Below are 15,295 nucleotides of genomic sequence, written 5' to 3' on the forward strand. Positions count from 1 at the left end.
ATATTAGTATATCACAGTCACTTTCGCTTGTCAACACTTTTTTGAAACTTTTTTAAGTTTTTTTGAAACTTTTTTTCATCAAGTGTTTCAACCGTAACATACCATAGTCCGTACGGGATTCGAACCCGTGTTACCGCCGTGAAAAGGCGGTGTCTTAACCCCTTGACCAACGGACCAGAGTTGTTGTTTTCAACTCTTACTATTATACCGACTTTTTCAGACTTGTCAACACCTTTTTTAAACTTTTTTTATTAATTTTACAACAGCTTCCGTTCTAGCTGTATGTGGGAACATATCGACCGACTGGATATAATGAAGATCATAGACTTCTACTAAGCGTACCAAATCACGAGCCAAGGTCGAAACATTACAAGAAATATAAACCATTTTTTCTGGTACATAAGTAAGAATAGTATCTAATAACTTATCATCCAGACCTGTACGTGGTGGGTCCACAATCAGAGCATCTGCTCGGTAGCCTTCCTTGTACCAACGAGGAATAATCTCTTCTGCCGTTCCAGCTTCATAATGAGTATTGTCAAATCCCATTCTTTTAGCATTTCGCTTGGCATCTTCAATGGCTTCTGGAATAATATCCATACCTCTTAGTGTTTTAACTTTCTTTGCAAAGGCAAATCCAATCGTTCCAACTCCACAATAAGCATCAATCAAATGGTCTTCTTTATTTACATCCAAGGCTTTTGTCGCCTCGTTATAAAGGACTTCTGTTTGTTCAGGATTTAGTTGATAGAATGCTCGAGGGGATAGTGAAAATTCATAATCGAGTGCACCTTCTTGAATACTCTCTTCTCCCCAGATAATCTCTGTCTTTTCACCATAAATCTCACTGGTTTTAGCTGTATTTGTATTAACAGCTACTGTCACAACCTCTGGAAAATCTTTAATTAAATCATTTACTAGTTGGGTTAAATTAAGCTGACGATTTGTCACAATAATAATCTGAACCTGTCCAGTCTTTCTTGCTCGTCTGACCATAATAGTACGGACACCTAGAACTTTTCTCTCATCCGTGATTGGAATTTGGTGAAAAGTAAGTAATTCCGCTAGACGATTAGCAATCACTTGGGTTTCCTTGTCTTGTACCAGGCAGTCTTTCAACTCTACTAAATAGTGAGAATTTTGTGCATATAAGCCCGCCTTGACCTGATTCTTAAATTTTCGAGTCTGAAATTGTAACTTAGCACGGTAGTACTTTGGTTCCTGCATTCCAATAGTTGGACGAATTTCATAGTTTTCATATCCTGCAGGAGCAAATTTTTTCAGCGCTTGATGAAGTAAGTCCGTCTTGAACTCCAGCTGCTTATCATAATGCAGGTGCATGATTTGGCAGCCTCCGCATTCATTATAAATAGTACAAGCTGGCACAACTCGGAATTTAGACTTCTTGTTGACCTTCAGTAATTTTGCCTCTACAAAGTTACGTTTAATAGAAATAATCTGACAATAGATATCTTCACCTTTGAGAGCTCCAGGTACAAAGACTAATGTTTTTTGATAAAAGCCGATTCCCTCACCATTAATTCCCATGCGCTTGATTTTTAATGGTATTTTTTGTTTCACTTTCAGATTCATACCCCTATCTTATCACATTTTGAGTTATAATAGAACTATGAAAATCACAAAACTTGAAAAGAAAAAAAGACTCTATCTGATGGAGCTTGATAATGGCGATAAATGCTACATCACCGAAGATACAATTGTTCGTTTTATGTTATCAAGAGATAAGGTGATAAGCGAAGAGGAATTAAAAGAGATTCAGGACTTTGCTCAATTTTCTTATGGTAAGAATCTGGCCCTCTACCATTTATCCTTTAAAGCACGCACTGAAAAAGAGGTCAGAGAATATCTAAAAAAATACGATATTGATGAAAACATAGTTTCTCAAGTCATTGCTAATCTTAAAGAAGATAAGTGGATCAATGATAGCCAATACGCTTATGCTAGCATCAATGCCAATCAACTTTCAGGAGACAAGGGGCCTTATGTACTGACTCAGAAACTAGCACAAAAGGGAATTTCAAAATCTACTATAGAAGAGAACTTGAAAGAATTTGATTTTTCTGAAGTTGCTCAACGTGTAGCTAATAAACTATTGAAAAAATATGAGGGAAAACTTCCAGCTCGTGCCTTGCAAGATAAGATAATCCAAAACTTGACTAACAAGGGCTTTTCCTATTCTGATGCTAAAAGTGCCTTTGACCAGTTGGATAGTCAAGTTGACCAAGAAACGACTCAGGAACTCATCTTCAAAGAGCTTGATAAGCAATATACTAAGTATGCTCGAAAGTATGAAGGATACGAACTGAAGCAGCGTTTAACTCAAGTTTTAGCACGAAAGGGCTACGATTTTTCGGATATAGCAAGCGCTCTCAGAGAATATCTTTAATATTTCCAAATGAAATTCACAGATTTTAGGTAATTTTATGGTATAATAATAAATGATAAACTTATAAATTGTAGAAAGTTGGTTAGTTATGAAGCTTCCAAAAGAAGGCGACTTTATTACAATTCAAAGTTATAAGCATGATGGGAGTCTCCACCGAACTTGGCGGGACACCATGGTACTAAAAACAACAGAAAACGCCATTATTGGTGTCAACGATCATACACTTGTTACCGAAAGTGATGGTCGTCGTTGGGTCACTCGAGAACCGGCTATTGTTTACTTTCACAAGAAATATTGGTTTAATATCATTGCCATGATTCGTGATAATGGAACTTCTTACTATTGCAATATGGCTAGCCCCTACTATCTGGATGAAGAAGCACTGAAGTATATTGATTACGATTTGGATGTTAAAATTTTTACAGATGGGGAAAAACGTCTCTTGGACGTTGAAGAGTACGAGCGTCACAAACGCAAAATGAATTATTCTGATGACTTGGACTATATTTTAAAAGAACATGTCAAAATTCTTGTTGATTGGATTAATAATGGACGTGGTCCTTTCTCAGAAGCCTATGTAAACATTTGGTACAAGCGCTATGTAGAACTAAAGAATCGGTAAAGTTGTCAAACTGGGGTTAAGACCCCGGTTTTTTTATTTTAAAAACCCAGCTTTGCAGCTGGGCTTATCCTTATATATCTAATTTCGTAACAGTAAATTTGATATGGGAATAGTCTTTTTCAACATCCTTATCCAGTAAGAAAGCCGTGGCGTCCTTCTTAACCTGAACCAAATCAATATTTTGAGCCTGGGCTGCATAGACGCATCCACAATAACATTGACGGTAGATGTCATACTCTTCACACATCTCTACCGAACGTTTGTAGCCTTGATTTTTCTTGAAATCACTTGGAAGATAGTGAGTGGTATAAATTTTTTGCACATCGATTCCGATGCTGTTAATGGTTTGAGAATTCTTATGAGGACTGATGGTCAAGGCTGAGCCAAAATAGTCAAAACCTAAATCCATAGCCACTTGCGCTGTTTTATCCAGGCGGTAGTCAAAGCAAACCTTACAACGGTCACCACCTTCAGGCTCTTCTTCCAAACCTCGAACCAGTTTACGATATTCGTTAGGTTCATAAGGAGCTTCTAGGTATTGAACGTTATTGCCAGTTCGCTCATTGAAATCACTGACAAATTTTTGAGTGACGTAAGCCCGCTTGTGGTATTCTGGCTTGGGATGGATATTAGAATTGGCAAAATAAATGGTCACGTCTGCATACTTAGTCAAATATTCTAGAGTATAGGTACTGCAAGGGGCACAGCAAACATGCATGAGAATAGTTGGACGTTGCTCATTTTTCTCCCATACTTGTACCATCTTCTGCATGACACGGTCATAATTAATCTTCTGATTGGGGTTCATCTTGCTCAGAATTTCTTCTACATCAATCATGTTCTTCTCCTTTTTCTAGTCTTATTTTATCATATAAGTTAGGAGAGCTCAAATCTATTTAGAAGTGAATAGCATAAAAAGGAGGGTTAGTAATTCCCTCCTTTTGTGTTTTTTATAAGTTGTTTTCTATAGAAAGCTTACATCATGCCGCCCATCATGCTTGGATCCATTGCCGGAGCCGGAGCTACTGGTTCTGGTTTATTGGCTACGACTGCTTCTGTTGTCAAAATCAAGCTGGCTACAGATGCTGCATTTTGTAGAGCTGAACGACTCACTTTAACTGGGTCGATAATCCCTTGATCAATCATGTTGACCCATTCGCCAGTTGCTGCGTTGAAGCCTGTTCCAACTTCAGCATTTTTCAAGCGATCGATAACAATAGATCCTTCAAATCCTGCATTGTGTGCGATCTGACGAACAGGTTCTTCCAAAGCACGGAGAACAATATTGCGGCCCGTTGCTTCGTCTCCTGTCAATTCCAAGGCAGCAACAGCTGGAATGACATTTACAAGAGCAGTTCCACCACCAGCAACGATTCCTTCTTCAACGGCTGCACGAGTAGCGTTGAGGGCATCTTCAATGCGGAGTTTCATTTCTTTCAACTCAGTTTCAGTTGCAGCTCCGACCTTGATGACCGCTACACCACCTGACAATTTCGCCAAGCGTTCTTGCAATTTTTCACGGTCAAATTCAGAAGTTGTGGTTTCGATTTGAGACTTGATAACTGCAACACGGTGGGAAATAGCTTCAGGATTTCCAGCACCTTCTACGATAACAGTGCTATCTTTGTCCACAGTTACTCTCGCTGCTTGACCAAGAGCTTCAATTGTAGCATCTTTCAACTCAAGACCAAGGTCTTCTGTGATAACTGTTCCGCCTGTTAAGATGGCTATATCTTCAAGCATGGCTTTGCGACGGTCACCGAAGCCAGGTGCCTTGACAGCTACTACGTTGAAGGTTCCACGAATCTTGTTCAAAACAAGAGTTGGAAGAGCTTCGCCATCAACATCATCCGCAATAATCAAGAGTGGACGATTGCTTTGGAGAATGCTTTCTAGGAGGGGCAAGATTTCTTGGATATTTGAAATCTTCTTATCGGTAATCAAAATGTACGGATTTTCAAGGTCAGCAACCATTTTTTCGCTATCTGTCACCATGTACTGTGAAAGATAACCACGGTCAAACTGCATACCTTCTACAACTTCAAGTTCTGTTTCCATACCACGTGACTCTTCGATGGTGATGACACCGTCTTTACCAACTTTTTCCATGGCTTCAGAAATGTACTCGCCTACTTTTTCAGAACGAGAAGATACGGCTGCAACCTGAGCAATAGCTTCTTTATTGGCAACTGGGATAGCGTTGTTTTTCAAGGCTTCTACTGCTGCGGCAACTGCTGTTTCAATCCCACGACGAATTCCGATTGGATTGGCACCTGCTGTGACGTTTTTGATTCCTTCGCGGACAATTGCTTGGGTCAAGACTGTTGCAGTTGTCGTTCCGTCACCTGCGATATCATTGGTTTTTGAAGCTACTTCTGATACCAATTTGGCACCCATATTTTCAAAATGGTCTTCTAATTCGATTTCTTTGGCAATGGTCACACCGTCATTGGTAATCAAAGGTGAACCGAATGATTTTTCAAGAACGACATTACGACCTTTTGGTCCCAAGGTTACTTTAACAGTGTCTGCAAGGATATCGACACCACGGACCATAGCTGAACGAGCGTCAGATGAAAATTTAATTTCTTTTGACATACTTACTTTCTCCTTCTATTCTTCAATGATTGCCAAGATGTTAGCTTCGCCTACGATGATGTACTTTTCATCGCCGTCTTTGACATCGAGACCTGCGTGAGCTTCAACTAAGACACGGTCTCCAGGATTAACACTTGGAGCCACCAAGTCACCGTTCAAGGTACGAACACCTTGTCCAGTAGCTACAACTTGAGCTGTTTTGGTTTTTTCTTGGGCTGAGCCTGCGAGGACAAAACCTCCAACAGTTTGTTCTTTTTCTTCGATTTTCAAGACCACACGGTCTCCTAATGGTTTCAACATCTGTTTTCCTCCATGATGAACTACATATTATTAGCACTCTTTATATCTGAGTGCTAATTCATAGTTCTATTGTATCACTTGGTCAGAAATAGTCAAGAAAAAAGTCTGACTTTCTGAGGATGAATAGATAAATTCTTTATCCTAATTTTGCACTTTAATAATGTAGAATTTTAACCAACATGATTTATGGAATTAGCATTTTCATTAATTCTTTTATAAAAAATACCGAAACTCTAAATCCTTATATTACGCATATATAAAAAACAACGATTATAAACCGTTGCTTTTTTACATACTATTAATATTTCAATCCTGGATTGAAAAATCCTAAGGCTACTCCTGCAAGTGCAATAACTACCAGTAATAGCATCACCCAATTTGGAGAAACTTTCTTTTTAGCCATCAGCCACCAACATAGAACAATAAAACCTGCTGTCAAAAGACCTGGATAAACACCATCAATCTTTTCTTGTAAGTTTAAAAATGTTTCTCCATCTCCATTTTTCAGCTCTAGCGCCGTAGTGACAGATACCCAAGTTGCTGCAACAGCTCCTATGACCATACCACCAACAACACTAATTGATTTTCTTAGCGCCTGACCTTTAGGACCTACTAAAAATTCTACTGCTTTATCTCCAAGTTCATATCCTTTAAAATAAGCAAAACGCATTCCAAGATAGACTAATAGATTCCATGCAATAATATAGAATATTGCACCAGAAATATTTCCTCCTTTAGAAAGACCTAGTGCTATCCCCAAAAGAACAGGAATTAATGTTCCTACAATAAGTGAATCTCCAATACCTGCAATAGGCCCCATTAGACCAGCTCGCATTCCATTAATGGTTTCACTATCTACGGCATCTCCATTTGCACGCGCTTCTTCCAAACCAGCTGTTATCCCAACTACTAGAGAACCCAACTGCGGCTCAGTATTAAAGAATGCTGTGTATGTTTGCATAGCTTCTTTTTGCTCTTCCTTAGTATCATACATTTCTTCTACAATTGGAAGCATAGAAGTTAAATATCCAAAAGTTTGCATATGTTCTTGAGAAAAACATGTCAGATGTCCATAGAACCAGTGGTGAAATGATTTTGTCAATGTTTTTCTTGATATTTTTTTTCGACTCATTCTAAATATCCTCCTCTTCATCAAATCCCATATCACTGACAACTGCTGTCGTACGGGCAGATTTAATAACTTCTAATTCATAATAAATTACTGCAAAAATTAATGACACAACACCACTTGCTACTAAGTTCAAGCCTAAAGATTTTGCTAACGTGAACCCGACAAAGAAAGGAATAAAGTCTGTTGTTTTTGTAACAATTTGTTTCAAAAGTATTGCAATACCCACACATGGAAGGAGTGCTCCTACAGTAAATAGAGACTTCATTACAAAACCATCCATCGGAAGATATACTTTCATAAGATCAACCATATCTGGTCCAAATTTTGTAATAATCATTGTTGGTAAGAAAGAAAAGATAAAATGTGAAATCCAAGGATATACCCAATCAACAGCATATAACTTCTTAAAATCACCTTTCTCTACAGCTCTCCATCCAATGTGTTGCCAAAACAAATTCATAGTAGCTGTACCATAGAATAAAACAGTTCCAATTGTTCCAACCGCGGCTCCAATTGGCGCTGCTGCTGCTGCAATCGCTACTTCACCTGAAATATTATTTGCATGAACAAATAGGATAGATAACGGAATTCCGATATAAGAAATTGCCCGTACATCGGCAGATACAGTTCCACCAGGTGTCACTAAGGCAATATATAATACCTGCAAAGCCACACCAACGATTACCCCTGTTGTTATATCTCCTAATATTAAACCTACAATTAAACCACCAACTAATGGACGCCCCAAAGTATAGTTACCAATACTGGATCCCCCCATACCTGGCATCGATGCTAAACTTGCAAACAATCCTAAAAGAGCTGCTTGAATCCAAGAAATTTCCATCATTTTGTCTCCTTATTTCATTATTAAAATCCAAATTTTGATTTAAAATCACTCCAATAGCCAATAGATACATCTGGTAATAATTGGAATCTAACTTTATATCCTGCTTTTTCAATTGCTTCTAGTGCAACTGCTTCCTCTTGAGTAATTGATTGATTATTTCCCAACTTGATAGCACCTGGTCTATCGTTAGCAGGTCCTACAATAATCTCTTTAACATCTCCTGGAATAAAGCCCTGGTCTACTAAAATTTCTTTCATATCAATTGGATTCTTAGTAATCAAAAAATATCTACTATCCGATTCTGTTACTTTAGATGATTTTTCTTTAAATGCTTCCTTTGTCCAAACAAATGTTTTTTTATCTGACGCACCTTTATAGGCCTGAATTAAAACCTTATTGGATGCAGCAGCATCATTTACTGCAATTAATCCATCACATGGATGTTCTTTTGCCCATCTAGTGACTGTTTGTCCATGAATCATTCTATCGTCAATTCGTACAAATGTTACTACCATAATTTTTTATCCCTTTCCTTATATAACTAAATATCGTCTTCTTCATTAAGATTATCATCCGATCCGACTTCAAATTCCTGTAGAGCTGAGGATGATTCGTTTAATATCGTAGAAACAAGTTCACTTCCAGTCAGAATGTCTTTCATCACCACTGCTGTAAGTGCCATTGTTAAGTTCATGCCTCCCAAAATAGTTGCATTCTCTAATTTTCCAAATTCTTCTAATACTGTTGCAACAGTTGTTAAAGGACTTCCCCCAACAATGTCTGCTAAAACAAGAACAGAATCATTTTCATCCAGAGACGCAATAACATTCTTGACCTCTACAGAAAAATCTGCAAGACTTTCCCCATCTTTTAAGCCAATTGCTATGACATCATCTACCTTATCCGAAGCAAACATAGAAAGAGATGATTTCAATCCCTCTGCGAGTCCTCCATGACTGACTAATATCAAATACTTCATATTCCCCTCCTTTTATTGATTTCATTCTATCATCCTTATCTTCACTTTATAATTGTTAAATGTCACAAAAGTTTATTGATAAATGTCAATAAAAAAATGACAAATGTCAATAAAGACATCTGCCATGTTCATATTATTTAAGAAAAAATAATCTCGACATCTATTTAAGGGTTCCTATATCTAGTTCTTTTTGTAACTTAATAAGACTACCTTCAATATCCGTGTTATTTTCATCCATAGATAATGCTTCTAATCTTTCTTCTATTCCAACCAATGATTTTGAATCTATTCCTTTTAAAATAGTTGTAATTGAATTTTTCATTATATAATCCAATGAAGTAGTCGTTAAGGCATTTTGACCAATCATTCCTTTCTTCATCAACTCTTCACTCTTCAAACTAGTTACTACCTCTGGTAATACTGAGCTTCCTTGACCCTTATTAAATAAATTTTGTTGAATTTCACGATTAATTGTTAAAAATTCTATAAACGATACGGCAAGGTTTGAATTGCGAGAACGCGAAGAAACCACGTATAAGGAAGTATCTGTTACAGTCGAACGAATGTCTTCCTTAGTCGTTGGCAACGAAATACATGTCCAGTTAAAATTTGTATATTTGGCCACATGATAAGGAAAAGGTTTATATGTACGATATTGTGCCAAACTCATTGGATAAAAGGCCACATGTCCTTCATCAAAATCTTTATAGGTTACTTTGTAGCGTCCGTTTAATTGATTCAATCCCCTTATATAGGATAAAGCATCCTTCATTTCTGACGAATCTATACGAGGAATCCCACTCTCAGAAATAGTAACACCAAAGGCTGCTAGAGATTCTTTCCAACTATATCCTGTTATCCCAAATTGATCAACGATTCCATCTCCATCGGTATCTTTTGTAATTTTTTTACTAATCTCATATAGATCTTTCAGTGTCCACCCTACTTTAGGAATTTCAATGCCCTCTCTTAAAAGTAAATCTTGATTTACACACATCAACATGGGATTGCTTTCATATGGAAAACCGTATAAATCATCTCCGTATTTTGCTGCCTGCAAAGATACATCATAGAAATTAGAGGCATCTTCTTGAGACAGATAGGAATTTAGGTTTTTTAAAATACCTTTTGATGCAAATAAAGATAATTGGTCGCTTGATAATAGAAATACATCCGGTTCAGAACCTTTTAAAATTTGACTTGAAATCCAATTAGAATACTCCTCCTTAGGAATACCTGAATCATATACAATTTTAACCCCTGGATGAAGCTCTTCAAATTTCTTAATAGCCTCATCTAGTACATAGCTGTTATTCCCTGTAGGAATTCCCCAACTAGAATCAGAATAAAAACCCAGTCTAATAATCTTTATCTGCTTGTTTTCCCAAATAAGAAATAAACTCAAGCAACTTAGCACAAACAGTATCGCTAGAAACAATTGCTTTACTTTCATTTATCCATTTCCTTCGAAAAATTCTTTTGTGTCACACCTGTTTGTACAGCCCATATGGCTAACTGTGTCCTATCTCTCAAATTTAGTTTTGAAAGAATGATAGAAAGGTAATTGCGCACTGTTCCCTCGGATAAAAAAAGATTACTGGCAATTTCCTTATTTGATTCTCCAAATGCCACTTGCTGAATAATTTTCCATTCTGTCAGTGATATATTTTCAATATTCTTTTCCTTCACAGTAATAGAAAAATTGGTCTGTGCCATCTGCGAGAACAATTGAAATACCTTACTAGCTATATTAGGATTAATCATAGCTCCACCTTTATACACTGTCTGAATGGCTTGATATAACTCGTCGGTTGAAACTCCTTTTAATAAATAGCCAGATGCACCATATTTTAAAGCACTAAAAATGAATTCGTCGTCATCAAATGTTGTTAAGATTATAATTTTTATATTTGGAAAACGTTTTTTGATTTCTTTTGTAGTCAATACTCCGTCCATTCTGGGCATTCTAATGTCCATTAAAATTATATCCGGTTTTACAGTCATAATGTTATCCATAGCTTCGATACCGTCACCAACGACGGATACAACATCAATATCAGCATATACTGATAAAATGATCTGCAAAGACTCTCTAATTAACGCCTGATCATCTGCAATCATTACCTTTATCATATACTTCACCTCCTATTTTTGGAAAAACTATTTTAGTGTAAAATCCTTCCCTATTTTCAAAATGAATAGAACCACCTAAAATAGAAACTCGCTCTCTCATTTGTTTCAAGCCATACCCAATTTGTAAGTCGTCAAAACCTATTCCATTATCGTGCAAAACTATTATGTTGTTATCCTCACTCATAAAGCGAATGCTCATTTTACTAGCATGTCCGTGACGAACAGAATTTGTCATAGATTCTTGTATAATCCTAAAAATAGTATCTTCCTGCATAACATCTAAATCAATATTCCCCCATTCATATTTTAGATCGACAGAGAGTTTTGATAGAGACTCATACTCACTAATCATTAATATTAGAGCATCTTTTAAACCATTATTTTGCAAAGCTCCTGGTCTCAGTCTCTGTAATGATCCCCTAACATCTTTTATCCCCTCTCTAACTGCATTTGAAACATTTTTCAACTGTTCTTTAGCACGGATAGGATGAACATCAATTAGTACAGAAACAGCATCAATCCCTGCTGAAATTCCTGTCAATGCATGCCCTAGAGTATCATGAATTTCTCGAGCAATTCTTTTCCTTTCTCGATCTTCAGCGATTTTCTCTGATAACGATATGTAATGATTCAATTCAATGTTGACTCTAGATAACATTTTAAGCTCTTCTTCAATATTATGATGTTCTTTAATCACGTATAGGATATAAGACAATAAAGAGATGATGAAAATAATAACATTTAATGATGTCAATGCATTTTCTAAAAATAACACTATACCTCGTATGGAAGATGGATAAAATTGGATATAGGTAGCTAGAGATGGAACTTTTATAAATAGAGACAAGATTTCATAGTCTGTTAAAAGTAACATTAAAAAACTCAAGAAAATAAAAATAATCCAAGAACGTTTACTATCAGAGTCTTGAAACTCTCTTGAACTATAGAATATATCAGCAAAAACTAATAATATTATTCCATTGTATGACAGATTTTGTGACCATATAACACCAATCATTAATACTATTTCAAACAAATTCCATTTTGAAAAAATTGGCCATTTTTTCTCAGTTGAGTACATTTTATAGGTAGATATAAAAATAATACCGACAAAAAAAATAATTGAGTACCAAAAAATCTGGTCAGGTGATTTTGAAATGTTATTTAAATCACCCAATAAGAGTGTCATCTGCCCCTTTGAAATTACATAGTTTGTAATCTGTATATACAAAGCTCCATTGTATATAATGGTTAGAAAATTAATTAATAAAAGCGAAATTATAGAATACTGGACACCTTTTACCTGTTTCATTACTGCCACCCATTAATATCAAACTGAATTATATTATTTTTATCAACAAATTGTACAGGTATAGTATATAATTCTTCAACTTCTTCTTTTTTTACTAATAAATCTATTGTTTCCGATACTTTTCTACCCATATGAGATGGAAATTGAGCAACCGTTCCCGTAACTTCATCTGTTGTAGCTAATAAATGCTTCATATCTGGTGAACCATCTATTCCGTAAATAAGTTTTTTTGAAGTTACTTTCAATTCTTTAATTGCTGCTAAAGCTCCTATAGCTGCTCTATCATTTAAAGCCACTATAGCATCAAATTGTAAACCTTCAGATAAGGCATCACCTACAGTAGTCATAGCATACTCTGTTTGACCAACCGTTTCTCTTTCTGAGATAATTTGATAATATTCTTCTGATTTTATTGTATCCAAAAAACCAGTTATTCTCTGATTAGCTGATAAAGCATCTTTGTGCGTTAACAAAAGAATATGAGCATTTGAGGTACGTTTCATCAAATCCTTGGCAATTAATATCCCAGCATGGTAATTATCAGAAACTATACTCGTATCAACTTTTATATTATTCAACTGACTATCTACTGCTATAACTCTAATTCCAAAATTCTTTGCCCTACTTAACGCTTCTACAATTTGCTCGCTATCACTCTTAACCGGATTAATAACAATAACATTCACTCGCTTCTCTATAAACTCATCAATTTGTTTACTCTGTTTTTCTTCACTCATCTCTGCGTCCCGAGTATACAATATCTGACCTTCTGAATCAGAATAGCGTTGAATCTCATTATGTAAATGTCTATAAAATTCACTATTCATCGTCATATAAGTCGCTCCAACTTTTATTTGTCCCGGAATAGGATCTGTCTGACTCACATGAGTATAAATCGCAAAAACAAATACGACTACTGTACAAAATATAATTTTGACGATTGTTCTTGTATATTCTCTACTCATTCCAACCTCCAAAAAGTTTCAACTAGTTCATTGTAACACATTTAGACATTATAAAAAAGCCTGAAAGCAACTCAGACTTTTCAATGTTTAAAATGGCAATTCTTCCTCTTCCAAAACCAAGTCTGCCAAATCCTGCCCTGCGTTATTTTCTCGCATGGCACGTTGGGCACGACTTTCCAAGAGTTGGAATCCAGTAACAAGTACTTCGGTCACGTAGTTCATCTGGCCATTTTTCTCAAAACGACGGGTACGTAATTCTCCATCAACGGAAATGAGACTGCCTTTAGTTGCATAGCTGGCCAATGTTTCTGCTAGTCTACCCCATAGGATCATATTGACAAAATCAGCTTCACGTTCACCGTTTTGGTCTTTGTAACGACGGTTCACAGCGATAGTTGCTCGCGCTACTGACTTGTCATTGTTGGTTTTGTGCAATTCAGGTGTAGACGTCAAGCGTCCGATTAAGATAACTTTATTATACATATTTTCTTCCTCCTACTTATCTATTCGTAGGAAATCAAAAAAAGTTACAGAAATTTGTAACTTTTCGAGAAAATTTTTTATTTTTTATGAACCATGAAACCTGTCGCCTGTTGATTTGCCATAATGGTCATATCTGTAATCTGCACACGACGAGGTTGACTGGTCACATAGACTACTGTGCCTGCGATATCCTGAGCTTGCAAGGCTTCTATTCCTTTGTAGACCGTCGCAGCTCGTTCTTTATCACCATGAAAACGCACTGTAGAAAAATCTGTTTCGACAATTCCAGGCTGAATGGTTGTCACCTTGATATCCGTTGCGATGGTATCAATTCGCAGACCATCTGAAAAGGTCTTAACTGCTGCCTTGGTGGCCGAATAAACTGCTGCACCTGCATAGGCATAAATTCCTGCGGTTGAGCCCATATTGATGATATGTCCTTGATTGGCTTTTACCATTGCTGGCAAGAAAGAGCGAGTGACTGCCATCAAACCTTTGACATTGGTATCCAGCATGGTCAACATATCCAACTCTTCATAATCCTGATAAGGTGCTAAACCTAGAGCCAGTCCGGCATTGTTGACCAGAATATCAATCTGACCTATCGTTTCTAGAATATCAGAGCAGACAGTCTTTACCATGGCCATATCCATGACATCTAGGGGAAAAGTCCAGACGGTTTGATTTGGAAAGCTTACTGCAAACTCCGACTTGAGGGCTTTCAATCTGTCTGTCCGTCGACCTGTTAGAACGACATTCTCACCCTGCTCCAAATAAGCACGCGCAATCGCTTCACCAATTCCTGATGTCGCTCCTGTAATCACAACATTTTTTGCCATCTCATTTCCTTCTAGCTGGTCTATCAGATATTAACAACTTCTTAGGCAGTCCAGTGTTTGGCTGGGTCAAATGGAGTTCCGACAACTTGGTCTTCTGACAATTCAAGCACCCCTCGTTTTTGCGGAGCATTTGGCAGATGCAATTCACGAGGACTGCACATCATACCAAAACTCTTTTCACCACGAAGTTCGCCTGGGAAAATAAGATTGCCTTTTGGCATCATAGCTCCAGGAAGAGCTACAATTGTTTTCAATCCAACACGCGCATTGGGTGCCCCTGCAACGATTTGCACTGTCTTGTCACTTGCGACTGCAACTTGGCAGATGTTAAGGTGGTCACTATCTGGATGAACTACCATCTCGACAATTTCACCAACAACAAACTTAGGTTCCTTGTCATTGACAATTTCTTCTTTAAAACCTTCCGCCTGCAATTCTTGGTTCAAACGTGCTACTTGCTCATCTGATAAAAAGACCCGACCTCGCTCTGCAATTTCAAACAAACTTGAAACTTCAAAAATATTCCAAGCTACTGTTTCTCCATTATCTTTGAGGAAAACACGAGCTACCTTGCCTTTGCGCTCCACATCCAGTTTGGCATCTCCACTGTTTTTCACGATGACCATAAGGACATCACCGACATGTTCTTTGTTATATGTAAAAATCATTGTTTCTATT

The 15,295-nt window shown here is 37.0% G+C and carries 17 protein-coding genes and 1 tRNA gene; 2 read left to right on the top strand and 16 right to left on the bottom strand.

The genetic code is table 11. The features are described from left to right. Positions 1-104 precede the first annotated feature (104 nt). Both HT685_RS06220 and rlmD read right to left on the bottom strand, forming a co-directional pair. A tRNA-Glu gene (locus HT685_RS06220) sits at positions 105-176 on the bottom strand. 61 nt (positions 177-237) lie between these two features. Further along, a complete protein-coding gene (gene rlmD, locus HT685_RS06225) occupies positions 238-1,593 on the bottom strand; it encodes a 23S rRNA (uracil(1939)-C(5))-methyltransferase RlmD (protein ID WP_173226169.1) in 1,356 nt (451 codons plus the stop codon). A gap of 37 nt (positions 1,594-1,630) precedes the next feature. Between rlmD and recX the strand changes: the two genes are divergently transcribed. After that, positions 1,631-2,407, top strand: coding sequence for a recombination regulator RecX (recX, locus tag HT685_RS06230; RefSeq protein ID WP_173226167.1), 777 nt, complete (start codon positions 1,631-1,633; stop codon positions 2,405-2,407). 88 nt (positions 2,408-2,495) lie between these two features. Then, on the top strand, positions 2,496-3,029 hold the full coding sequence (locus HT685_RS06235; protein WP_000775321.1) for a DUF402 domain-containing protein: 534 nt from the start codon (positions 2,496-2,498) through the stop codon (positions 3,027-3,029). A 70-nt stretch (positions 3,030-3,099) separates the two neighbouring features. Here HT685_RS06235 and HT685_RS06240 read toward each other — a convergent pair whose 3' ends face one another. The 14 genes from HT685_RS06240 to ytpR all read right to left on the bottom strand — a co-directional run bounded on the left by HT685_RS06240 (position 3,100) and on the right by ytpR (position 15,285). After that, the gene (locus HT685_RS06240; protein ID WP_084889586.1) at positions 3,100-3,867 is read right to left on the bottom strand and encodes an epoxyqueuosine reductase QueH; all 768 of its coding nucleotides are present in this window, start codon (positions 3,865-3,867) and stop codon (positions 3,100-3,102) included. Positions 3,868-4,004: 137 nt separating this feature from the next. Continuing rightward, positions 4,005-5,627, bottom strand: a complete 1,623-nt coding sequence (gene groL / locus HT685_RS06245; RefSeq protein ID WP_049521660.1) for a chaperonin GroEL — start codon at positions 5,625-5,627, stop codon at positions 4,005-4,007. 15 nt (positions 5,628-5,642) lie between these two features. Further along, a complete protein-coding gene (groES, locus tag HT685_RS06250) occupies positions 5,643-5,927 on the bottom strand; it encodes a co-chaperone GroES (protein WP_173226165.1) in 285 nt (94 codons plus the stop codon). A gap of 298 nt (positions 5,928-6,225) precedes the next feature. Next, the gene (locus HT685_RS06255; protein ID WP_173226163.1) at positions 6,226-7,080 is read right to left on the bottom strand and encodes a PTS system mannose/fructose/sorbose family transporter subunit IID; all 855 of its coding nucleotides are present in this window, start codon (positions 7,078-7,080) and stop codon (positions 6,226-6,228) included. Next, positions 7,061-7,903 (bottom strand): PTS sugar transporter subunit IIC, encoded by an 843-nt coding sequence (locus tag HT685_RS06260; protein WP_173226174.1) that lies wholly within the window; start codon positions 7,901-7,903, stop codon positions 7,061-7,063. Before HT685_RS06260 ends, HT685_RS06255 begins: the two co-directional genes overlap by 20 nt. Before the next feature lie 23 nt (positions 7,904-7,926). Beyond that, on the bottom strand, positions 7,927-8,421 hold the full coding sequence (locus tag HT685_RS06265; RefSeq protein ID WP_020903146.1) for a PTS sugar transporter subunit IIB: 495 nt from the start codon (positions 8,419-8,421) through the stop codon (positions 7,927-7,929). A gap of 26 nt (positions 8,422-8,447) precedes the next feature. Then, positions 8,448-8,885: a PTS sugar transporter subunit IIA gene (locus HT685_RS06270; protein WP_050243267.1), complete on the bottom strand. Its 438-nt coding sequence runs from the start codon at positions 8,883-8,885 to the stop codon at positions 8,448-8,450. Between the two features lie 160 nt (positions 8,886-9,045). Continuing rightward, positions 9,046-10,338 carry an extracellular solute-binding protein gene (locus HT685_RS06275; RefSeq protein WP_050243268.1) on the bottom strand — a complete coding sequence of 431 codons (1,293 nt, stop codon included), beginning with the start codon at positions 10,336-10,338 and terminating at the stop codon, positions 9,046-9,048. Beyond that, entirely contained in the window at positions 10,335-11,018 is a 684-nt protein-coding gene (locus HT685_RS06280; RefSeq protein WP_173278982.1) for a response regulator transcription factor, read from the bottom strand. The genes HT685_RS06275 and HT685_RS06280 overlap by 4 nt, the downstream gene beginning before the upstream one ends. Continuing rightward, complete coding sequence (locus tag HT685_RS06285) at positions 10,993-12,330, bottom strand: sensor histidine kinase (protein ID WP_173226160.1); 1,338 nt, start codon at positions 12,328-12,330, stop codon at positions 10,993-10,995. Before HT685_RS06285 ends, HT685_RS06280 begins: the two co-directional genes overlap by 26 nt. Then, the gene (locus HT685_RS06290; RefSeq protein WP_173278983.1) at positions 12,330-13,295 is read right to left on the bottom strand and encodes a substrate-binding domain-containing protein; all 966 of its coding nucleotides are present in this window, start codon (positions 13,293-13,295) and stop codon (positions 12,330-12,332) included. The genes HT685_RS06285 and HT685_RS06290 overlap by 1 nt, the downstream gene beginning before the upstream one ends. A gap of 87 nt (positions 13,296-13,382) precedes the next feature. Then, complete coding sequence (locus tag HT685_RS06295; protein ID WP_173226159.1) at positions 13,383-13,778, bottom strand: single-stranded DNA-binding protein; 396 nt, start codon at positions 13,776-13,778, stop codon at positions 13,383-13,385. Between the two features lie 77 nt (positions 13,779-13,855). After that, a complete protein-coding gene (locus HT685_RS06300; RefSeq protein WP_173226157.1) occupies positions 13,856-14,617 on the bottom strand; it encodes an SDR family NAD(P)-dependent oxidoreductase in 762 nt (253 codons plus the stop codon). A 41-nt stretch (positions 14,618-14,658) separates the two neighbouring features. Beyond that, positions 14,659-15,285 (bottom strand): YtpR family tRNA-binding protein, encoded by a 627-nt coding sequence (gene ytpR / locus HT685_RS06305; RefSeq protein WP_173226155.1) that lies wholly within the window; start codon positions 15,283-15,285, stop codon positions 14,659-14,661. Positions 15,286-15,295: the final 10 nt, after the last annotated feature.

The organism is Streptococcus sp. 5004, from assembly GCF_013276755.1.
In the GTDB taxonomy this organism is placed as follows: Bacteria; Bacillota; Bacilli; order Lactobacillales; family Streptococcaceae; genus Streptococcus.

Coding starts and splice junctions, on each gene's coding strand:
- rlmD (WP_173226169.1), bottom strand. CDS start 1,593: ATGAATCTGAAAGTGAAACAAAAAATACCATTAAAAATCAAGCGCATG.
- recX (WP_173226167.1), top strand. CDS start 1,631: ATGAAAATCACAAAACTTGAAAAGAAAAAAAGACTCTATCTGATGGAG.
- HT685_RS06235 (WP_000775321.1), top strand. CDS start 2,496: ATGAAGCTTCCAAAAGAAGGCGACTTTATTACAATTCAAAGTTATAAG.
- HT685_RS06240 (WP_084889586.1), bottom strand. CDS start 3,867: ATGATTGATGTAGAAGAAATTCTGAGCAAGATGAACCCCAATCAGAAG.
- groL (WP_049521660.1), bottom strand. CDS start 5,627: ATGTCAAAAGAAATTAAATTTTCATCTGACGCTCGTTCAGCTATGGTC.
- groES (WP_173226165.1), bottom strand. CDS start 5,927: ATGTTGAAACCATTAGGAGACCGTGTGGTCTTGAAAATCGAAGAAAAA.
- HT685_RS06255 (WP_173226163.1), bottom strand. CDS start 7,080: ATGAAGAGGAGGATATTTAGAATGAGTCGAAAAAAAATATCAAGAAAA.
- HT685_RS06260 (WP_173226174.1), bottom strand. CDS start 7,903: ATGGAAATTTCTTGGATTCAAGCAGCTCTTTTAGGATTGTTTGCAAGT.
- HT685_RS06265 (WP_020903146.1), bottom strand. CDS start 8,421: ATGGTAGTAACATTTGTACGAATTGACGATAGAATGATTCATGGACAA.
- HT685_RS06270 (WP_050243267.1), bottom strand. CDS start 8,885: ATGAAGTATTTGATATTAGTCAGTCATGGAGGACTCGCAGAGGGATTG.
- HT685_RS06275 (WP_050243268.1), bottom strand. CDS start 10,338: ATGAAAGTAAAGCAATTGTTTCTAGCGATACTGTTTGTGCTAAGTTGC.
- HT685_RS06280 (WP_173278982.1), bottom strand. CDS start 11,018: ATGATAAAGGTAATGATTGCAGATGATCAGGCGTTAATTAGAGAGTCT.
- HT685_RS06285 (WP_173226160.1), bottom strand. CDS start 12,330: ATGAAACAGGTAAAAGGTGTCCAGTATTCTATAATTTCGCTTTTATTA.
- HT685_RS06290 (WP_173278983.1), bottom strand. CDS start 13,295: ATGAGTAGAGAATATACAAGAACAATCGTCAAAATTATATTTTGTACA.
- HT685_RS06295 (WP_173226159.1), bottom strand. CDS start 13,778: ATGTATAATAAAGTTATCTTAATCGGACGCTTGACGTCTACACCTGAA.
- HT685_RS06300 (WP_173226157.1), bottom strand. CDS start 14,617: ATGGCAAAAAATGTTGTGATTACAGGAGCGACATCAGGAATTGGTGAA.
- ytpR (WP_173226155.1), bottom strand. CDS start 15,285: ATGATTTTTACATATAACAAAGAACATGTCGGTGATGTCCTTATGGTC.